Raw genomic sequence first — 20,292 nt, 5'->3', positions numbered from 1 at the left:
ACGTAGCCCCAGAGCAACGGTATGACAGGAGCTCCAACGGTCGAGCGAAATTATGATGTCTCCGTCGCTATTTTTTCCAAGAAGACCTCGACGTTTACCGCGCCGGACCTGCGATCAACTCGGGCTCGGCTAATCACCTTTGCATCCAAAGGCTGCTCGGAAGGTATGTAAATCTCAAATACGCCCTCGTTCTCACCTTCGAACTTCCCCAGCGTCCAATTGGCCTGGTCTTCTTTCAACGGCTCAGAATATTCATTTAACGCCCGACGCGTCGCCTCCTTAGCTATTGGCTCCATTTCATCCAAGCTCATTAACTTCTTCATCACCATGGCTTCCCCCCATTCAAGCTATCGCCGTTCGGCGTGAACATGCCTCGCTGCCCCCATCGTATGAAGAATCGCTTCGACCATCACCGAAGGCTCAACAAGCGCCGGCGGAGTCCAAGCAAATGTTACGCTCCGAGTGTGATGCAGCAGATGTAGGGCCTGGGGTAGATTGTGGAGATCCTCTGGGTCAGCCCCTTTTACGTTCCCGTTTCTCCATCCATGAGGAATCTGTGATTTATTCTGCGACCAAGTTCCAGCTTCCACTTCTCGCCTCGTCTTGCGATAAATTCACAACGTCCCGTGTTTCAAAAGCCTTTTGATCAAGGTTCGACTGTTGATTTAGCATATTACGCTCACCAACTATTGTCAGAGTTTGTCGAATCTCACCACCGGAGAGGAGATGAAACAGCTTACCTATGACATCGACATTTGAACTGCAACCTTTACAAGCCAGGACCGTAACGCCACCTGACAACTCAAATTTTTCTGTTATGCTCATTTTAATTTTCAACTGCCAGAGCCCTTTTATTTTTCAGCCCCTGCAATTATTACGTCCTCTGCGAGACCGATCCATATATCACACAAACACAATAAACTTCAGATCAATTGCGAAATACGCCTCATCAATCCAGAAAAATCTGCTATACCCGCACTTGAAACGGCGCAATATTGCCCAGTTACTTCATAATCTGAAATCTGTCGCCTGATCTCTACCGCCACCTCGTTTGGCAGGCGAGAAAAGACATCTATTATTTCTTCATCAGAATATTTTTTTGCTGCAGAAATTATTGAGAACGCCAACTCTGAGACAGGAAGGCCCAGCACGTTGCAGTCCTCAGTAATTTGACGCAATCCGCTGAAGAAATTGGACTCCATAGTTAAACCCTTCTATCCCGAAGTATTCTGACCAACATTGACGACATAACAATGCAATTCCCAGGTATCAAATCATTAAAACGCACACCCACCAGAAACCCATTCAGACAATGACAGACTGATTTTCTCAAAATCGTCAGGATCCATACTCCCTTGATCCACCAAAAAAACACTTTCATCTGTATAAGAAACAACTATAGAACGCCCCCCACTATCATCACCTATCACAAGATAGCCGGGCGCGTATTTTTCCACCTCGAGGGTATCATTCCTCTCAACAAGCTCATCAGAAGAATATATTACCAACCCATTGCGCAAGGAGAAACCGTTTGCTGTCTCTAGCAATTGCACGTAAGCCCTTGGCAACTGCACATTTAGCTTACTCTGCAATTCAACCAGTTGAGTATTCGAAACAGCACCGCCAGCCAAGACAATTCCTTTAATATTTGAAATATTCATTTAAACGCCCCCAAACCGTCAAAATATTTATAACTATCATTAATTGACTTCCTGACAACACCCTCCGGCACACCAGCGTCAATCATTTGCTTGTATCCAATCTGAAATTCCTGTTTTATGCCGTTACTCCAAGGGCCCACCCCATTGCTTTTCATTTCAAATCGAAGCGCTCTTTGCGCAGCAGAAATCTTTGCATGGGGGCTACCTGATGCAGACTCTAGGAGGATCGCTGGCGCCTCATTCCTATCATATCCCGGAACGTTTTCTTGAGCCCACCTATCCTGTACAGGATGATGTGATTGCACATATCCATCCTCTCGATTATTCATATAACCTGGAGCCCTGTTTACCTGCGGACTCAACAATCCATGATTATCAACATCGTTAGTTAGATAGCCTCCGGGTCTAGAAGCGCCAATACTATTGACACTCCTACCACTCATCTGCATCGCATAACGCTTAGCGCCATTCACAGCATCCATGACGCTACCGCCAATAGTCTCTACACCAAACACGGTACCAGTAGCAAGAATATCGGCATTATCGGCTAACACGCCTTTGGATTGGTAGTAATCGCCGACTTTCTCTATCGCGTAATCGCGAACCTGACTTTTCGCTGCGCCAAGAATCGCCTCATTCGCGATGACGCGAGCAGCCGCCACCCACCCCATCATCGCGTAACTGACCGCCTGCGCCGCATAACTGATCAGAGTGGTCGCATCCTCGTGTGCCTTGGCGAAGCTGGCAATGCCGATCAGGCCTTCATGAACCGGGGGAGTGACGTTGTTTGCCCAATCCACCCAGGTGCTATTTCCGTTGAGGTACGAAACGCCTTCGACATTATCAACGGAGTAAGTGATCGGCTCCTGCGCAGCTGGCACGCCCACCCAGACTCCATCGCCCTCATATCGTAGGTATGATCCATTTTCACCTCCCTTGGTTGGGTGATGCAGTTGCGACTTCAATTTCGGATCGTTAAAGATTGTCCCCGTCTGCTCAGGGGTTGCGCCATTGACCAGGGTCTGACGGACACTTTCAACCAGCACTTCGTCATCTGGCGATACGCCAGCCAGTTCAATGGCGCGACGCAGCGTCTCTGCTGAAGGTTGACGCAATTGATCTACCAGGAAATTACCCAGCGTGTTCCCAAAGGCATCCGCCGCGACCTGACCATAATCAGGCCGTCCACCTCCAAACCATTTGTCTTTGATAGCCGCCGAAGCGTAGGCACTCACCTGTCCACGCACGACTGAATTCAACAAGCCTTGACCACCGCCCCCTACATACCCTGCGACAGTTGCTCCCGCAGCAGACGCTGCGACATCACGCCAACTGAACGCGGTATCGAGCCCCACTATCCGGCTGGCAATCTGATTGCTTGCATAGTTGAACGTACCCAATGCCGCGTAGCCAGTGCCATAGGCCCCACCGCTCTTCATTGCCTCAGCAGCTGTACTAGCCCATGCCCCGATGGCGCCGGTTTGAGCAAGTGTTCCCAAGCCGGACGTAGCGCCCGCAGTAAGACCACCCACGGCAACCTGTTTCCATGAAAAACCGTCCACGACCCCCATTGCTTTACCAGCTAATTGCGACGCGGCGCTACCTACTGCGCCAGCGACGAAAGCCACACCCAAAGTCCCCAATCCCGCACCCGCTATTGTTCCGGTGAGTACACCAACACCGGTCGCCAATAGCCCGCCGCTGGCTGCAACGCCAACGAGAGGGGCTGCGGCACCTGCCGTCAGGACTGTTGCCACGACGGCGACCACCACCATGACGATGCTGGCTAGCCCGCCGGATTTCTTTTTCTTGGGCTTGGGCGGAGGTGGAGGAATGGGGCTTGGGGTATTGTCCCCCACTATTTCATCGGCACTATACGGTTTGAACGTTGTGGAGTTGTTGTGCGTACTTCCAACCACATTTGGGATGCGTACCGTGCTTCCCGGCACTAATGCAGCACTGGAGCTTAGTCCGTTGGCATCGGCAATTAGGTACCACATTCCTGAGTCACCCCAAACAGCTTGCGCAATACTTTCTAACGTATCCCCCTGATTAACGATATACCCATTAGACGTCCGAGCCGGATAGACATCTGAAATCGGCACTAACGTATCACTAAGCTCGGCTACACCTGCGGTACCAACATTAGCAAGCGCCTTCCCCTCATAATAAAAATAAGTTTGCGCCTTATTGTTAGCCTCAGCCCTTACAATGACCTGACCTTCCCTATTCGCATTAAAACGCCTGATACCTGACCCTACACTTATAGATTGCACCACCCCAAATCTATCATATCCAAAAGTCGTTATCCCAGGAGAACCAGGAAGGCTGGACGAGGCAGTAATCCCACCCTCTTTATAAGAGCCATTAATAAAAGAATATTCTTTTTCGTACTTACCAGTATATTTTATACCCACCCCGTCAGCATTATACACAGCGTAGCGCGAAAGAATTTGATTCCCAACAACGTCAAACATTCCAGACTCACCAAAATAGTTAGCCTGAGAAATTTTTTGCACCCCAGCAGACACCTTATACAGACGCTGCATGGTCATTTGACCATCCCCGCGATACGCATAATTGCTGGACGAACTCACAACCCCTGAACTATATATACTTTGGACAGTACGATTACCGAAAGCATCATAGACATTCACAACCTCCAACTCAGCAACCGTCTGAGACTGAACTCCTTGCGAGCTGTCAGCACCCACGGCCCGCTTGACGTCGAAACCACTCGAACTTAGCACCTGCCCAGAATCATTATAACTATAGCTTTTGCGCTTATATAATTCGCTGACACCGACAACACTACTAGTCCATTGTTCAGTTGTGAGACGACGACCTACTACATCATAAGTAATCGCCGTACCTTTCGTCTTCCCCCCTACTACCCCCGCAGCTACTCCGCTACCACTAGAGTAGCCCTCATCAACTAAAACACGGCCCTCCCGATCAAATTTGTACCAATTATCAATCTGTGTTCGAACTCCGGCTTGACTTGTGGCATCCAAAAAACTTCTGCGACGGTTCCCAAGCTCATCAAAATAATATTTAAGCGAATCCAATCTAGCACTACCCACGGCAGAGACTAACCCACTAAGCGCGCTTGAGCCTGCTGGAGCCTTTACCTCTTTTAATCTAGATTGCTCGTCCAACTGATACCGCGATTCCATGCTCACTGTCAAATCAACCACGACAACCATGGTATCTTTAACTCTCTTATAATTAACCTCTCTAACTCTAGCTCCAGACAAATTGTATTGATACGTGGACCGCTCCAGATAAGTGTCACCAGCCTTCAACGACTCCCCGGTTAAAACCAGGGATTTAGACAACCCATTCGTATAATAATCATATATATAATAAGTCCCACCACCAGCCAACTCAAAAAAAACCCCCGGCTTAATCTCCACCGGTCCGGACAGCGTCTCCTGAGCTATCTGCCCAAAACCATTGTAAGTATAAGTCGACCGGGGTCTAAATCGCGTCGTGCTTGATACCAAGCGGCCAAAGTCCGCTTCACTATAAGTCCAAGTCAACAGATTGCTGAGCGCGTCATTTTCGCTGACTTTACGATTAGCTTCGTTAAACTCGTAGAGCTTTTCTGTTTTCGACTCATTGCGCGTTTTAACGATATTTCCGCGCTCATCAAAAAGCGTGTACCTTACATTTCCAGCCACACCCGTCATTACCCCGGAACCACTAGCGCTATACAACGTCTCCTCAACCGCCGTACTACCGCTGATTTCTCCAACCAACCGTCCTGCCTGATCGTATTGATTAGTCAACAACGTCACCGCCGCACCATTACGAATGATGCCGTGGCTCAACTGTCGGTCCATGGCGTCATAACCATCCACCAACACCGTACCCAACGCATCCTGGGTCGCTACCCGATTACCGTTACTGTCGACCCGATAATTGCGTGAGTAACCCAGGGCATCGACATCACTGATCAGTTCCCCAGCCTGGTTGTATACGTGCTGGCGAGTACGCAGTTCAGTGCTGGTGGCAACCCCCGCATAAGGTCCCACCAGATCCGCTTCCTGAATCAACTGACCCAAGCCGTCGTAGCGTTTTTCATGGATCAGACTGGCACGATAACTGGTGCCGTTTTCGCGAAGGATGTCAGTGACCGGCAACGTTTCGGTCAGTTGTTTGTTGTTGTGATCGTAGGTGTAGGTAGTGACATAACCCCGCGCATCCGTGCGGCTGAGCATGTTGCCCCAGCGGTCATAGGTCTGTCGGATGATAGGCGTCGCCAACGTCAGTGTGATGTTGTTCAGCGTGTCGGCGTTGAGGTTTGCCTCAAAGGCCGGCAAATGCTGTTCCAGGGCTCGACCCAGGTTGTCGTACCGGGTGTAGGTGATGCGGTCATCGGTCGCAATCGCCGCATTGCCAATCTGGTTGCTGCGCGTCGCTTTACCGTTCAGGTCGTAGTCGACCTTGGCGATGCCTTGGGCATTTTGTTGCTGGATCACCCGGCCAGCCTGATCGTACGCGTAGCCGGCTTGCAAGTTGCCATTGAGCAACTGGCTGGTCACTTCACCAAAGCGGTTGTAGAGCACCGAGTTGGTCGTACTTTTTTGCGTGTTATCCGCTGCGGTGTACCAATCGGTAGTCGAGAGTTGCTGGCCCAGAGCATCGTAGACGTAGCTGCGGCGCAAGGTTTGATTACGCACCAATGCCGAGCCGCCCACGGTCCAACCGCTGAGCACAACGCTGGTTTTCAGGCTCTGTTCGGTACGGCGTCCTGCCACGTCGACCTTGTAATTGGTCGCCACGCCACTGGCGTCGTAACTTTGCACTTCGTACCCGCTCGCGTCATAGCGAGTGCGGGTAGTCTGGGTCAGTCCAGCCTGGACGATGTCGCCTGCACGGCCAGCGGTACGCGTTTCACTCAGCACCTGGCCAAAGGCGTTGACCGCATAGGTCGTGACCGGCGAAGCCAGGACCACAGCCGAAGCAAATGGATCAACCGCACCATTTTTTGCGGTTACCCGCGCAGGTTCGGTGACTTGGCTGACCTGCCCCAGCGCATTGTAATCGGTGGTGGTCACGTTGCCGGCAGCGTCGGTCACCGTGCGGGTGTTGCCCACGCCGTCGTAGGTCAAGCGACTGACCACCAGGTTGCCAACCACCGCAGTCGCCGAGACGACACCGTTCGTGGCGTTGATGGTCTGCTGCCAATAACGCACACCTTCCTGGGTGACCTGGCTCAGGCGGCCCATCGCATCGTAGTCGTAGCGAGTACTGCGGTCATTGGCGCTGGCGACCGGTGCACTTGGGATATTGTTTTCATTCCAGACGGTCAGTGCTTTGGCGTATTCCACCTGACGGCTGAGCTTGCCCTGGGCGTCGTACTCCATGCGGGTGTAGTTGCCCAGAGCATCCACGCTGCCGATGCGGTTGCCGACCTGATCGTAGTAATGAACGCTGCTGGCACCGGTCATCACGGTCGCACCGCTGGCGTTGCGCGCGACCTGGGTTTCACGGACCAATTGGCCGAAGGCGTCGTAGCTGTACAGCGTGGTTGGGGCTGCGGTTATCAGTGTGGAGGTGCTCACCACACCCGTGAAGTTGTAAAGACTGATTTGATCCTGCTGCACCGAGACTTTACGTCCCAATGCGTCATAGCGGGTGGCCAGCGTCCGGTCCTGGGTTGCGTTCGCTACCAGGGTCGTCGCCGTCAGATTCGCACCGGTGTAATAACCCGTCGCAGGGACGGCCAGGGTCAGCGCATTGACGTAGCGTCTGGTAGTGAGGCGATTACCCTGGGCATCGTAGGTGTACGCCGTGACGCCTTTGAGAGCGTCTATATCGTGAGTGAGTCGGCCAAGGCTGTCGTAGACCTTATAGCTGTCGACAAAGTCAGTGGCCGCCACGCCGGTATTGTTGATGCGCACCCGATTGCGCACGGCATTGCCGAGGGCATCGTAAGTAACTTCGGTGGTGATCTGAAAGATGCTGGCGGTACCATCGGAGGCCTGTTGGAAGGCACCGGTGGTTTTGTTGTACCAGCCGGGCGACGTGATCAGCACCTGATGCCCCACCGCATCGTAGGCGTAGCGGGTCGTGCGGGCCTGACTCAAATCGTCCGTCGACGCTGCGGCATCCAGGCTGCTGCGCAACCGTCCCACGGTACGCGTGCTGATATTGCCCAAGGCGTCGTAGGTGATGACCGTGATGGGCAGCGCCGTCTTCGTGGTTACCGCACCGTCGGCATCCATGCTGGCGACACTGATCGCCGGTGCAATCTCCAGCACCAGTCGATTGAGGTTGTCGTAACGGTAGTTCCAGACGGCGCCATTCTTGTTGGTCAGGGTCAGGCGGTTACCCACGGCATCGTAGGTATAAGACTCAATTTTACCCGCTGCATCAGTGACCGTTTTTTGTTGGCCGGCAGCGTCATAGGTGTAGGTGGTGGTCCGGTCGTTACTGGTTGGGCGCAGTAGCGTTTGCAACTGTTCGGCGCTCAGCGTATCGCCTGCGCTGTTTGCGCCGACAAAACCGGCCACGGACCAGTTCGTCCGGCCAGCATTCGCGCTTGCGTTGATATTTAGAACTTGGCCGGTCGCCGTGTCGATCAGTTCCAGCGAATCCACTTCGACCTGACGGCTCGGATCGCCGCTGCTGTCGGCACCGTAGTTGTACAAGAGCAAAGGCACCGCGCTGGCGCTGCCCTCGAAGAACTTGTTGGGGTTGGCGCTCGCGTTGATTGGGTTGGTGCCGCTGATGATGCCCTCGAAGATCCGCCACCCCATCTCCGGGGTCAGCTTCACGCCACCAACCGCACTGTAGGAGTAGGTGCCACTGTACGGATTGGTGAGCGCATTGCCTGCACTGTCAAAAGTCACCACACCGGCATAGACAAGCCCTTCCCCCGTCACCTGGCGCATCTTGATTCGTACGGTGTAGGTCTTGGCTGGATCTATGGCGACTTTACCCATGGCGGTCAATGCGCGCGCGTTACCGTTCAGGGTGAGCGTCCGACCGTCACTGCTGCCGTCAGTCGGCACCAGAATGCCGTTGGCGTACTGAACGGTCGTGGTGAGGCGGCCGTTCGCATCGTATTTGTTTTCGGTAACAGCGCCTTGCGCGTCGATTACATAGCGTTGACGGCCCATCGCGTCATATACGAACTGGGTACGCCGGTCAGTGCTGTCTCGGCGCAAAAGCGTTTGCAGCCGCTCTGCGCTGAGGGTATCGCTTGGACTATTTGCCCCAACGAGACCGGCCGAGTACCAGTTCGCCTGATCAGTACCCGTGTTTGCATTGACATTGAGTGCCTGGCCGGTCGCGTTATCCACCAGCTCCAACGAATCCACTTCGACCAGGCGACTCCCGTCGCCGCTGCCGTCGGCACCGTAGTTGTACAGTAGCAACGGCAGTGCGCCGACACTGCCCTCGAAAAACTTGTTGGGGCTGGCATTCGCATTGATCGGGTTGGTGCCACTGATGGTGCCCTCGAAAGTTCGCCAGCCCATTTCCGGCGTCAGCTTCACGCCACCCACTGCGCTGTAGGCATAGGAGCCGCTGTACGGGTTGGAAAGCCACTTGCCCGTGCTGTCATATGTCATCACGCCAGCATAGACGAACCCTTCTCCCGTTACTTGGCGCAACCTGACACGCACGGTGTAGGTCTTCGCCGGGTCGATGGGGATTTTTTCCACCGAGGTCAACCTGCCTGTGTTGCCGCTCAGGGTAAGCGTCCGCCCGTCAATACTGCCAACTGTCGGCATCTGAACCGGCTGGGCATAGCGCACCGTTTCGATCACACGCCCATTGGCGTCGTACCTGTTCTCACTGACATAACCCAGGGCGTCGACCGTCGAGGTCAAGCGACCAGCGGCGTCATAGACATACCAGGTGCTGTTACCCGCCGGATCGATCTTGCGCGTGACCTGATCGTTGCCGTTGTAGCGGTACTGGGTCGTCAGGTTCAGCCCGGTCGGATCCTGGCGCTCACTGATGCGCCGGCCCAGTTTGTCGAACTCGTACAGGGTGATCTGCTGATTCGGGCTGGCCACCGTGCCACGCGCCACCTGCACTTGTTGACCAACGCCGTCGTAGCTGTAGCTGGTGGTGAGTTGCAGGCCATTCGGCTCCTGAGTGACCCTGAGCTGCTGGCCTTTACGGTCATAGGCGTAGTCGGTGATGCGCTGCTCAGCCATGCCTTCAGCGTCGACCACTCGGACTTGCCGACCCTGGCCGTCGAAGCTGTAGCGGGTCACGCTGTTGTTGGCGTCGGTGCGGGTCAGCACGCGGTTGGCCGCGTCGTAGCCATAACGGGTGATCCGACCCAGGGCGTCGGTCACCGTGATCAGTCGACCGACCGCGTCATAAGCATTTTTGGTGACCCGGTTCAACCCATCCTGACTGGTTACGATCTGACCGTCTTTGTTGTAGCTGTACCGAGTCACGGCGCCCATACCATCGGTGACCGTCAGGGTCTGACCATGACGATCCTTCACGGTCACCACACTGACCCCATCGGGAGTGGTTACAGTCAGGCTTCGCGCAGTGTCGTCATAGGCGTAAGTCGTGGTGTTTCCCAATGCATCGGTTTGCTTGAACACCCGGCCGAAGGCATCGTATGCGCTGGTCTGACTCTGGTTGAGGGGGTTCTTGAATGTAATCACCCGACCATTGCTGGTGTAGCTGGTCGTACTGGTCAGGCCCATACCATCAGTCTGGCTCATCACCCGGCCAAAAGCGTCGTAGACCGTGGAACTGCTGCGCTGCAAACCGCCGACATCTTCGATACGGCCTATCTGCTCATCACGTTTGTTATAGGTCGCGCTGCTGACAACGGTGTTACCCACCGAGAGGGTTCGAGTGATAGAGGTCTGATTGCCGAAGACGTTGTAACCGTAGCGGGTCACGTACCCGAGTGCGTCGGTCGTGGAGGTCAGCAGGCCGCGAGTGTCATAGTCGTAGGTGCGCCGGTTGTCGCTGATCGCGTTGCGGATCGCTTGCACCAGGTTTTTCAGTTGGGCATTCAGTACGCCACCCGAGAGTGCGGCGGTGTCTGTGTCGGCCAGGCGTCCAGTGAATGCCGTACGCTCGCGAACGTCACCAAAGGCGCTATACACCGTCTCGCTGACTTCACCCAACGCGTTGACCACGTGGGTCAGGCGCCCTGCCGCGTCATAGTAGGACAGGGTCCGATTGCCCAGCGCGTCGCTGGCACTGGCCACTCTTCCGACAGCGTCATATTGGTAAGTCAGGCCGTACTGCGCATAAATCGCCGCGACTTCTGTGTCGCTCATGCCTGTGGTGATGCGCGCCGACGCTTCACCCAGCAGCTTGCCGATGGTTTGTCCAAAGGCATCATAGCGGGTGCGGACGCTGCGTTCGTCGGTCGTGCCCTGAGCCTGGGTTTCGCGCACCAGGCGACCGGCCGAGTCGTATTCATACGCGGTGATCGTGCCATCGGTGGCGACACGTTGGGCTACCCGTCCCTGTTCGTCAAAAATCGTGGTCGTTGTTTGGGCCGTCCCCGTCGCCACGGTGTTCTTGATGGTGACAAATGCCGTCGTGTCAAAAATCGCAGCGGTATAGGCCGTGCCATAACGAGTCGTTTGTTGAGTATTGCCCGCTTCGTCGTACACCGCTTCGGTGACGAATTGTTTTTCATCGACGCTGCCGATTTGCCGACCGGCCGTGTCGTAGAAATACCAGCTCGACAGGTCATCAACGGAGGGCTGGCGCAACTGATCGAGGGTGCCGCTGGCCCGATTGGCGGCCAAGGTCTGGCTGGCGTAGCGGATGCTTTGGATCAGCCGACCGGTGGTGTCGTAGCGGTTTTCGCGCAGGTAACCTTCGGCATCCAATTGACCGCTCTGGTGTCCGCTGGCGTCGTAGAAAAATCGTGTTGTGCGGTCGCCGGTCTGCTGCTGGATCAGCCGTCCTTGACCGTCGTAAGTGAAGGTGGTCAGTGTGCCGATGGCATCCGTGCGGGTACTCAATCGGCCCGCATTGTCATAAGAGAAGGTCGTCAGGCGATCAGCGGAATTAGTGACCGGATTCAAGTCGCCGACGACGGGGGTTCCGTTGTACCAGGTCGAGGTGTCGACCAGGGTCGCGTAGCGTTTTTCCTGGACGCGCTGTCCAGCCGCGTTGTAGCTGTACTCGATTACCGCCCCGACACCATCGACCAGGGCACTGACTCGCCCGGCCTCGTCATAGAACGTATAGCTGCGCGCGCCGGTCGCATCCTGGGCCATGACCTGCCGACCAGCGGCGTCGTAGACATATGAAGTGGAACGCGGTGTTTGGCCTGCGGCGGTTTGCGTCAGGCTGAGTAGTTGGCCCTTGCTGTCGTAGGTTTGCGTAAGGGTCATGCCGGAACCGTTGGTAACCGCCACCGTACGGTTGGTGCCGTTGTAAGCCGTCGTGCGAGTGCCGGCCGAGTCGGTCTGGCTGATCACGCGGCCCAGGCCGTCGTAAACGATCGAACTCAGGATGGTTTTCTGGCTACGGTCCATCCCTCGTGCTACGAGCGTCTGCAAGAGTTGGCCGTGTTGGCTGTAGATATACTCGGTGACGCTGGTACTGCTCTCCTGCGTCCCAACGCCAGCTGCATTGACTGCACCGTAGGTGACCTTGCGGCTCAGGTTGCCGCGATAGTCATAACTCAGTTCGGTCAGGGTCGAACGGGTTTTGTCTCGTGCATCTGCCCAGGCCATCAACTGCGCTTCTGTCAGCTCCGCCTCGGGAGCCAGCCCGGTCAGCGCGAACAACGCATCCCCGTAGCTGATTTCCTGGATTTTGAGTCCGGCGGCGTTATAGCGGTACTCCGTGACCTGCCCACGACCGTCGACCATGAAGCGCACCCGGCTATCACTGTCGTAGGCTAGCCGAGTGACCTGGGCAGTACCGGTTGATGGTTCAGTCGAGCTGTAACGAATTTCATTGAGCAGTTGATTATCGGCGCTGTAGTTCCGCGCAACGGTGGTACCCGTCGCATCGCGCTCCAACAGCACATTACCGTTCGCATCGTACTGATAGGTGATGGTGTTACCGCGCCCATCGGTGACGCTGATCACGTTGCCATCCAAATCATAGGCGTAGCGCGTGGACAGCCGCTGACCATTGACCGCTGGGGTTTGCACCTCGATCAGACGGTCATCGGCATCGTAGAAGTAACTCCACTGCTGGCCCAGGCCATTGAGCACATCCGTACGGTTATTCGCGAGGTCGAAACTGAACGTGGTGGTACCAGAGCCATCGGTCACCGTCTGGACCCGGTACTCGCCGTCCAGCAACTGATAGGTGAAACTGGCCGAGGTGCCGTCACTCTGCTCAACACTGGCGATACGGAAACTGGTCCCGTCATAGGTGTAGTCGGTGCGATAGACGTTACCATCGGCAATGCTGTTGTCTTCTGGACTCAGGTCCGTGCTGACATTGATCAGCCGGCCCTGGGCGTCATAGCCGTAGTAAACCTGCTGGGTCAGCGCTCCACCTGCGACGCTGCGGGTATCGACGCGCTCCAGCTTGCCGGCCGCATTGTAATTCAGCACCAAGGCCTGACCGGAACTGTCCTCGACGCTGCTCAAACGCCCATTGGCATCGTAGCCGTAACTGATCTGAGTCCCGATGGCATCAGTGGTCGACAGCAACCGTCCATTGCTGTCGTAGCGTTCGACGATGCGTCGCGAGCCGTCGGTCCAGACCATCTGGGCGGCACCCGCATCCCAAACCACCGTGTCATGAGCGCCATCACCTTCGGTCGATTGATAGCGGCTGCCGTTCCATTGATAGACCGTCTGGTGACCATCGCCCGTCGTCCGCGTCACTTGGCTACCGACCGTGTTCACAGTGCCGGTCAGGACCAGGTTGCGCTCGCCATCCCAACGCCAGCCGTCGGCATCGCCATCGTTCAAGCCGCCTTGGGTGTTGTAGGTACGGGTCTGCAGCAGATCCTGGCCCAGGCCGGACAACTGTTCGTCGGTGAAGCGCAGCACGAGGTTGCCATTGCTGACATTGACCAGCGCCTGGCCGCCGGCCTGCCCCAGGTTACCCTGGCCACCCACGCCGCTGCCTCCCAGCGAATTCAACGACGTGTTGAACAGCCCTAGTCCATTACCGGCAACGATGGCAACCATATCCCTAAACTCCCCCGACGAAGCCAAGCCGACCGAGCGGCTCAAAAAAATGGCTGCCGACCAAACGGCCAAGCAGCGCTACTGACAGTGCTTATGCCGGGATTTCAGGAAAAGTTTAGGGGGAAAGGAAAATATTTTATGAGGCGTTTAAATCAGTGCCCAACGCATGACAGCAGGCTGTTATCAAGGCAATAATCGCCCGACAGAACAGCTTCTTTCCTTTCCGACCGCCCATAAAGAACCCATTCAATGGCCATCGACCATACGTCCGCTGAACACAATCGCCTGGAGCGTCTGCTGACTTTTCTGGAGCATGACCCCACCAACCTGGCGCTTTTGGTTGATGCCCTGTCATTGGCCGTTGATCTGGGTGACATCGTTCACGGGCAACAGCTGATCGACCATATAAAAGCCCAAGGGATCGAAGCCCCCAACATTTGTGCACTGGCGGCTCATGCGTCACTACAAGCCGGGCAATATACAGCGGCGGGAGCCTTCGGTGACAAGGCCATCGAAGGTGGAATCGAGCACCCGGCCGTTCTTTTCAATACGGCTTTCGGCCATTTCTACAGTGGCGACTATGCATCGACCCACGCATTGCTTTCACGCCTGAGCAACGACCCGCAAGCCCCTGCTCATCTTCTGGTGATGCATGCACGGGCCTTGCATCAACTGGAAGAAACCGAAGAAGCCGAAGTACTGGCTGTCCGGGCTCTACAGCAAGAACCGGAAAACACCGACATACGGGGCCTGCTTGCACTGCTGCAATACGAGAACGACGACTACTCCCCGGCATTGATCACCGCACACGAGACACTGGCGGAGGATCCCGACCAACTCGACGCGCTCATTGCCTGCGCCTCGGTCCACTTCGAGCAAAACAACATCGTCGCCTCACGCAACGCCTGGCTTCACACGGTCAGCGCGCACCCGGAATGCGGCCGGGCATGGTCCGGGCTGGCACGACTGGAGTTCAACGAGCTGGAGTTCGACAAGGCTGAAGAACACCTCAAAACAGCCGTCCAGTTCATGCCGGACCATATTGGTACCTGGCACCTGCTGGCCTGGATCTACATCCTGCGCAAGGACAGCACTCAAGCTCGCCAGGCGCTCGAACGCTCTTATGCGCTGGACCGGACCTTTGGCGAAACCCATGGGGGGCTGGCGATCGTCGACATCATGGACGGACAGAAAGAGCGCGCCCAAAAAGGCATACGCCGCGCCCTCAAGTTAAAATCCGACGGTTTGTCAGCCCGGTATGCCGAAGCACTTCTACTTCAGGAGGCAGGCCAACCCGAAAAAGCCGCCCAGTTGCTCGATCAAGTACTTGATCGGACCAGGCCTGACAGCAGCGACACCGGCCGGGTCCTGATGGAAAACTGGCTGAAAACCCACCAGAACAAAGTGCCAGATCGTCATCCGGACCAACACTAAGTCATCGTTTATGGGGAAACTCAACATGCTGGACGCATCGGAATACCTGCACCTGGCTATCAATGCCAGTCAAAACGGTGACCACCACGCGGCACTGAACTATCTGAACACAGCACTTGAGCTGGAACCGAAAAATGCGGCCGTGCATTATTTTCGTGCCGCCGAACACGCGGAGCTGGGCCTGCTGGAACGTGCACACGCGGAAATGATCGAGGCACTGGAGTTCGATCCCGGAATGGACATCGCACGGTTCCAATTTGGATTGCTGAGTCTTCAGTTATCAAAAACCGATGAGGCTCGGAAGGCATTCAACTCGCTCCAGGCGACCTCGAAAGACTCAAGCTTGCGAGAGTTCTCCGGGGCGTACCTGGAGTTGCTCGACGAAAACACCCAAGGGGCAATTGCCCGATTGACACAAGGCCTGCCAGATTGCTCCAACCCGGCATTGAAGGCTGATATGCAGCGGGTACTGGCAAGCCTTTCAGACGTTCCATCTGCCCCAAGCGCCAATATAGCCGAGCCCGCCGTTTTCCTTGGCGCTTATCGCGACACCCTCGAGACTTCCTGATGAGCCGAATCGATCAGACTCGCCTGTCCCAGGTTCTCGCTGCGCTAGCCAAACCCAAGGACCGGGTGACATCGAGCACTGCAAACAGTACAACCGCAGTGAAAACCGGAAAAGGCGCAAAAGACCTTGAAGCACTGCGTATACGACTGCAGAACCGTCTTCAGGACCTCAATAGAAACACCCAAGACTTTCATGAAGCGGCAACAGTGATAACGGTGCAAGAGATATTGCGCTGGGAGTTTGGCGAAACCATTCTGGAGCATCCCGAATTCGGCACCATATCGAAAAAAGTTGCGGAGACAATGCTGGAGAATCAGGAGCTGGAAAGGACCCTGCATGGAATTGTCGATCGGATAGTGTCGCCTGACTGATTCGATACTTCATCTGTCCAACGACAGACCACACCACAGCCCCTGACTCAGCCCCCCGCGTACTGTCTCAGTATTGCGCTGGCCTCCTTGGTAAAGCGGTAGCTCTTGTCGGCTTGAAAAAAGATGACGCCCTCGTCACACAGCCGCCTGAGCACCTCACGCACACTGACGAGCGACAACTCGCCAGCAAACAGCCCCAGGTAGCGGTGCACCCCGCGCACGTTGATGGAGCGCCCATCCCTGGCGGCAACGAGCAGCGCATCGATGACCTTGAAGCGGATCAGGCTGGTGCGCAGCCCGTAATGTCGCAGCAACTCACGGATGCTGTGACGGTCGCCTTCGAGCGGGTGTGGAGTGGCGGTCGTCTCGCCTTGCGTTGGCGTCATGGACGATGCCGATGCTGAATGTCTGTACATGCGAATAGTCCTTTTCAGAATGTACGGGTATCCCCTCTATTCACCCAGCAGGCTTGCCGTTCTTATCGGCAAGCCCTGGGCGCATAGGGTCCTTTAACGAACGAGGCGCTCGTTGATCGTGCTAGCCGCTTGGAACAGGATCTGCGCAACGAAATCGATTTCCTGTTCGGTGATGATCAGCGGTGGCAGGAAGCGCACAGTCGCACCGTGGCGCCCGCCCAGCTCGACGATCAAGCCATGCTTCAGGCAGGCCTGCTGGAAAGCCTTGGCCCGGGTGGTATCCGCCGGTGCATGCCCCTGCACGTCGAGGGTGCCCTGTGGGTCGACGATTTCCATGCCCAGCATCAGGCCGCGACCGCGTACATCGCCGATCCAGGCGAACTCGTTCTGCAGCGCCTGCAGTTGTTTGCGCAGATGAGCGCCCACCGTTTCGGCGTGCTTGACCAGACCTTCATCGCGAATGAAGCGCAAGGTTGCGGTGCCGGCCGCCATGGCCAGTTGGTTGCCGCGGAACGTGCCGGCGTGGGCGCCCGGTTGCCAGGTGTCCAGTGAATCGTTGTAGACCATCACCGCCAGCGGCAACCCACCGCCGATGGCCTTGGACAGGGTGATGACATCCGGGGTGATACCCGACTGCTCGAAGCCGAACATCCGCCCACTGCGGGCGATGCCGCACTGGATCTCGTCGACGATCAGGGGAATGCCGTGGGCCTGGGTCAATCGGCGCAATTCCTGGAGCCAGCGGTCCGGCGCGGCGATCACCCCGCCCTCGCCCTGGATCGGCTCGAGAATCATGGCCGCCGGGGCGGTCACGCCGCTTTCCGGGTCATTGAGCAGATGCTCAAGGTAGCGCACGTTCAATGTCACGCCCTGCTCTCCGGCCACCCCGAACGGGCAACGGAAATCATGGGGATACGGCAGGCGTTGCACCCCTGGCGTCAACGCACCGAGGGCATTTTTCGGTGACAGGTTGCCGCTGATGGCCAGCGTGCCCAGGGTCATCCCGTGATAAGCACCTTCGAACGCCAGCACCGAGTGGCGGCCGGTGGCGGTGCGGGTGAGTTTGAGCGCGGCTTCGACCGCATCGGCGCCGCTTGGGCCGCAGAACTGGATGCGGGCGTTACGCGCGAATTCGCTGGGCAGGCAGGCGAAGATCTCTTGTACGAAGGCGTCCTTGACCGGGGTCATGAGGTCGAGGGTGTGCATGGGCACGCCGGCCGCCATGACTTGGGTAATGGCTTCGACGATCACCGGGTGGTTGTGACCCAGGGCCAGGGTCCCGGCGCCCGCCAGGCAGTCGACGAACACTTGCCCGCGGCTGTCCTGCACATAAATGCCATGGGCCCGTTCAAGCACCAGGGGAATGCGTCGCGGATAGCTGCGAGCGTTGGACTCCTGCTGTTGCTGACGCTCCAGCAGCGGCGTCGGATCCAGGCAGTAAGGGTTCGACAGGCCGGTATGCAACAGGCGTAGCTGTGGCGCGCCACCGGTTGTGGCATTTGAAAAAGCGTTCATGATTTCCTCCATGGAGGCTGGGTTTGGAAGGGAACAACAGCCTGAAAACGAATACCCGTGACGCTGCAAAAAAAAGGGCGCGGGAAGATTGCCTTCCCGCGCCCCTGGGCTTACATGTCGTAGCGCAGGATCATGCCCAACGTGCGCGGTGCGCCGACGTCGATGACGTCGTCACTGCTGTTGTTGGTGACATATTCCTTGTCGAACGCGTTTTTCACGTAGGCCGACACCGCGACGTTTTTGGTGACCTTGTACTCAGTGTTGAAATTCACCAGCACATAGTTGTCGCTCCGACGCTCGCCGGTGACCTTGTTGTTGGTGAACTCGTACTCCGAAGGCGCGGAACTCTGATAGATAACATCGGTGCCGAACATCAGGCGGTCGTCATAGTGATAGACACCGCCCACCGACATCTTGTACTTGGGCGAAGCCAGGAACGATTCGCCGCTCATGTCCTGACCAGTGCCGGTGACGAAGTCTTTGTACTTGCCATCGGTGATGGACCCACCCATGTTCAGCGTCAGCTGTTCGGTGACATCCTTTTCGACAAAGACCTCCAGGCCCTTGATGTCGCTGCGACCGGCGTTGAAGATATCAAGGGGAGCGTTTGCGTTCTGCTGTACCCTCACTTGCTGGTCTTTCCAGTCGGTGTAGTAGAGGTTGGCGCGCGTACGCAGGGTTTTGTCGAAGAACGAGCCGCGATAGGACAGCTCGTAGTTGGTGGTGTATTCCGGGTCGTAGGCTTGGTGACCACTACCGGAGCGCAGGTTGACGCCACCACCGCGATAGCCTTTTTGCACCATGAAACCGAGGTATTGGTCCGTTGCCAGCTCGTAGTCGATGCCGAGTTTCGGCAGCACGGCATCAAATGACTTATTGATTGTCGCCGGAGCGAAGGAACCATCCTGGTCAATATCAGTGTCGTTGGTCTCGTGGTCATAACGCAGGCCGGTGATCAACGTCCAGCGCGGCGCGAACGTCCAGTTGACTTCACCGAACACCGCCTTGTTTTCAATCTTGGTTTCGCCTTTGGAGGTACGAGACAGCACTTCATCGAAGAACAACCGATCGTGGAAGCGGTTGGTGTTGTGGCCATAGTAGGCACCAATGAAACTCTTCAGCGTGTCCGAGGCGTAATTCAGACGCAGCTCCTGACTGAACAGGTTACCCTCGTGCTTACGCAGAACGACGTCATTACCGAGTGCGGTCTGATCCAAGTCCAGACGGTTACTGTAATCCGAGCTGGTATTGGCGGTCATGCTCGTCAGCGACCAGGCATCGTTCAGGCGGTAATCCACCTTGGCGCTGAGGGTGTCCTGCTTGAGATTATCGAAGGCCTCGGTATTGGACGAGATGTCGTAATAGCTGGGCTTGCCATCGGTGCCGCGCATCGTCGAGCGGTCACCCTGGCGGTGTTCGCTATGGGCGTAGGTCAGCAAAACGTCCGTATCGTCATTGGGCAAAATCAGCAATTTGCCGCGGGCGTTGCTGGTGCGGTGCGGGTTGGCATCTTTATCGAGCGCGATGTTGCGGATGTAGCCGTCACCGTCGGAAGTATCCACGGCAATACGACCAGCGATCTTGTCATCGACGATGGCTCCGCCACCTGCGACGGCCGCCCCGTGCTCACCATAGTTCCCCACATTGGTTTGCGCCGAGAAGCTCGGTTCGAAGGTTGGATTCTTGGTCTGGATAACGACCGCACCGGCCAAAGAGTTGCGGCCCTGTGTCGTGGACTGCGGCCCCAGGAAGACTTCGACCTGCTCCGCATCCCAAAGCGGGACAGGGCTTAAGGTCAGCGCACGGGTCGGCTGCACGGCACCGTCAATAAACACCGATACAGCGCCATTGATGGCTCCCGGCCCTTGGTCATCAAAACCCGCCACCGGCACACCACGAATACCCCAGGTTTCATTATCGGCCTGGCCATAGACACCCGGTGTACGAGCAAACAGATCCACCAGGTTCTTGTCGCTATGCTCGCGCAGCTTCTCTTCGGTGACCACCACCACACTGGACTGAGTCTGCTCCAATGTACGGTTGATTTTCTCACCCGTCACAGTGATCGGAGCGATCTCCACGGCAGTGGATTCTTCAGCCGCCCATGCGCAGTTGCTCAGGCCCAATGCCGACCCCACAGCCAACGCAATTGTATTCTTTTTGAAATTCAAGCCCCGCACCCCTGCGACAGATATTTTTTGGTTTTTTTGA

Annotated in this window: 10 protein-coding genes; 3 read left to right on the top strand and 7 right to left on the bottom strand. The window is 56.3% G+C overall.

Annotated features, from left to right (window positions below; translation table 11 throughout):
- Positions 1 to 50 precede the first annotated feature (50 nt).
- The 4 genes from LOY67_RS12410 to LOY67_RS12395 form a co-directional block, all read right to left on the bottom strand.
- Positions 51 to 323: a hypothetical protein gene (locus LOY67_RS12410; RefSeq protein WP_265067446.1), complete on the bottom strand. Its 273-nt coding sequence runs from the start codon at positions 321 to 323 to the stop codon at positions 51 to 53.
- Positions 324 to 923: 600 nt separating this feature from the next.
- Positions 924 to 1,202 (bottom strand): hypothetical protein, encoded by a 279-nt coding sequence (locus LOY67_RS12405; protein ID WP_265067445.1) that lies wholly within the window; start codon positions 1,200 to 1,202, stop codon positions 924 to 926.
- Positions 1,203 to 1,277: 75 nt separating this feature from the next.
- Positions 1,278 to 1,661, bottom strand: coding sequence for an SMI1/KNR4 family protein (locus tag LOY67_RS12400; RefSeq protein ID WP_265067444.1), 384 nt, complete (start codon positions 1,659 to 1,661; stop codon positions 1,278 to 1,280).
- Positions 1,658 to 13,777: a LysM peptidoglycan-binding domain-containing protein gene (locus LOY67_RS12395; RefSeq protein WP_265067443.1), complete on the bottom strand. Its 12,120-nt coding sequence runs from the start codon at positions 13,775 to 13,777 to the stop codon at positions 1,658 to 1,660. The genes LOY67_RS12400 and LOY67_RS12395 overlap by 4 nt, the downstream gene beginning before the upstream one ends.
- 249 nt (positions 13,778 to 14,026) lie before the next feature.
- Between LOY67_RS12395 and LOY67_RS12390 the strand changes: the two genes are divergently transcribed.
- From LOY67_RS12390 to LOY67_RS12380, 3 genes are read left to right on the top strand one after another with little or no spacing between them, the layout of a single operon-like run.
- A complete protein-coding gene (locus LOY67_RS12390; RefSeq protein WP_265067442.1) occupies positions 14,027 to 15,211 on the top strand; it encodes a tetratricopeptide repeat protein in 1,185 nt (394 codons plus the stop codon).
- Positions 15,212 to 15,236: 25 nt separating this feature from the next.
- On the top strand, positions 15,237 to 15,779 hold the full coding sequence (locus tag LOY67_RS12385) for a hypothetical protein (RefSeq protein ID WP_265067441.1): 543 nt from the start codon (positions 15,237 to 15,239) through the stop codon (positions 15,777 to 15,779).
- Positions 15,779 to 16,150: a hypothetical protein gene (locus LOY67_RS12380; RefSeq protein WP_265067440.1), complete on the top strand. Its 372-nt coding sequence runs from the start codon at positions 15,779 to 15,781 to the stop codon at positions 16,148 to 16,150. The genes LOY67_RS12385 and LOY67_RS12380 overlap by 1 nt, the downstream gene beginning before the upstream one ends.
- A 47-nt stretch (positions 16,151 to 16,197) precedes the next feature.
- On the opposite strand, the gene LOY67_RS12375 is transcribed toward LOY67_RS12380, so the two are convergent.
- The 3 genes from LOY67_RS12375 to LOY67_RS12365 all read right to left on the bottom strand — a co-directional run bounded on the left by LOY67_RS12375 (position 16,198) and on the right by LOY67_RS12365 (position 20,252).
- Complete coding sequence (locus tag LOY67_RS12375) at positions 16,198 to 16,536, bottom strand: fe2+ zn2+ uptake regulation protein (RefSeq protein ID WP_265067439.1); 339 nt, start codon at positions 16,534 to 16,536, stop codon at positions 16,198 to 16,200.
- 123 nt (positions 16,537 to 16,659) lie between these two features.
- Positions 16,660 to 18,081, bottom strand: coding sequence for a diaminobutyrate--2-oxoglutarate transaminase (locus LOY67_RS12370; protein WP_265067438.1), 1,422 nt, complete (start codon positions 18,079 to 18,081; stop codon positions 16,660 to 16,662).
- A 110-nt stretch (positions 18,082 to 18,191) separates the two neighbouring features.
- Complete coding sequence (locus LOY67_RS12365) at positions 18,192 to 20,252, bottom strand: TonB-dependent receptor (protein WP_265067437.1); 2,061 nt, start codon at positions 20,250 to 20,252, stop codon at positions 18,192 to 18,194.
- Positions 20,253 to 20,292: the final 40 nt, after the last annotated feature.

This window comes from Pseudomonas sp. B21-056 (genome assembly GCF_026016325.1).
Taxonomy (GTDB): domain Bacteria; phylum Pseudomonadota; class Gammaproteobacteria; order Pseudomonadales; family Pseudomonadaceae; genus Aquipseudomonas.
Note: the sequence above shows the minus strand (reverse complement) of the source record. Positions and strands in the feature narration are given on the sequence as shown.

What these genes read in the sequence shown, in the direction of transcription:
- LOY67_RS12410 (WP_265067446.1), bottom strand. Translation starts at nt 323, where the DNA reads ATGAAGAAGTTAATGAGCTTGGATGAAATGGAGCCAATAGCTAAGGAG.
- LOY67_RS12405 (WP_265067445.1), bottom strand. Translation starts at nt 1,202, where the DNA reads ATGGAGTCCAATTTCTTCAGCGGATTGCGTCAAATTACTGAGGACTGC.
- LOY67_RS12400 (WP_265067444.1), bottom strand. Translation starts at nt 1,661, where the DNA reads ATGAATATTTCAAATATTAAAGGAATTGTCTTGGCTGGCGGTGCTGTT.
- LOY67_RS12395 (WP_265067443.1), bottom strand. Translation starts at nt 13,777, where the DNA reads ATGGTTGCCATCGTTGCCGGTAATGGACTAGGGCTGTTCAACACGTCG.
- LOY67_RS12390 (WP_265067442.1), top strand. Translation starts at nt 14,027, where the DNA reads ATGGCCATCGACCATACGTCCGCTGAACACAATCGCCTGGAGCGTCTG.
- LOY67_RS12385 (WP_265067441.1), top strand. Translation starts at nt 15,237, where the DNA reads ATGCTGGACGCATCGGAATACCTGCACCTGGCTATCAATGCCAGTCAA.
- LOY67_RS12380 (WP_265067440.1), top strand. Translation starts at nt 15,779, where the DNA reads ATGAGCCGAATCGATCAGACTCGCCTGTCCCAGGTTCTCGCTGCGCTA.
- LOY67_RS12375 (WP_265067439.1), bottom strand. Translation starts at nt 16,536, where the DNA reads ATGACGCCAACGCAAGGCGAGACGACCGCCACTCCACACCCGCTCGAA.
- LOY67_RS12370 (WP_265067438.1), bottom strand. Translation starts at nt 18,081, where the DNA reads ATGAACGCTTTTTCAAATGCCACAACCGGTGGCGCGCCACAGCTACGC.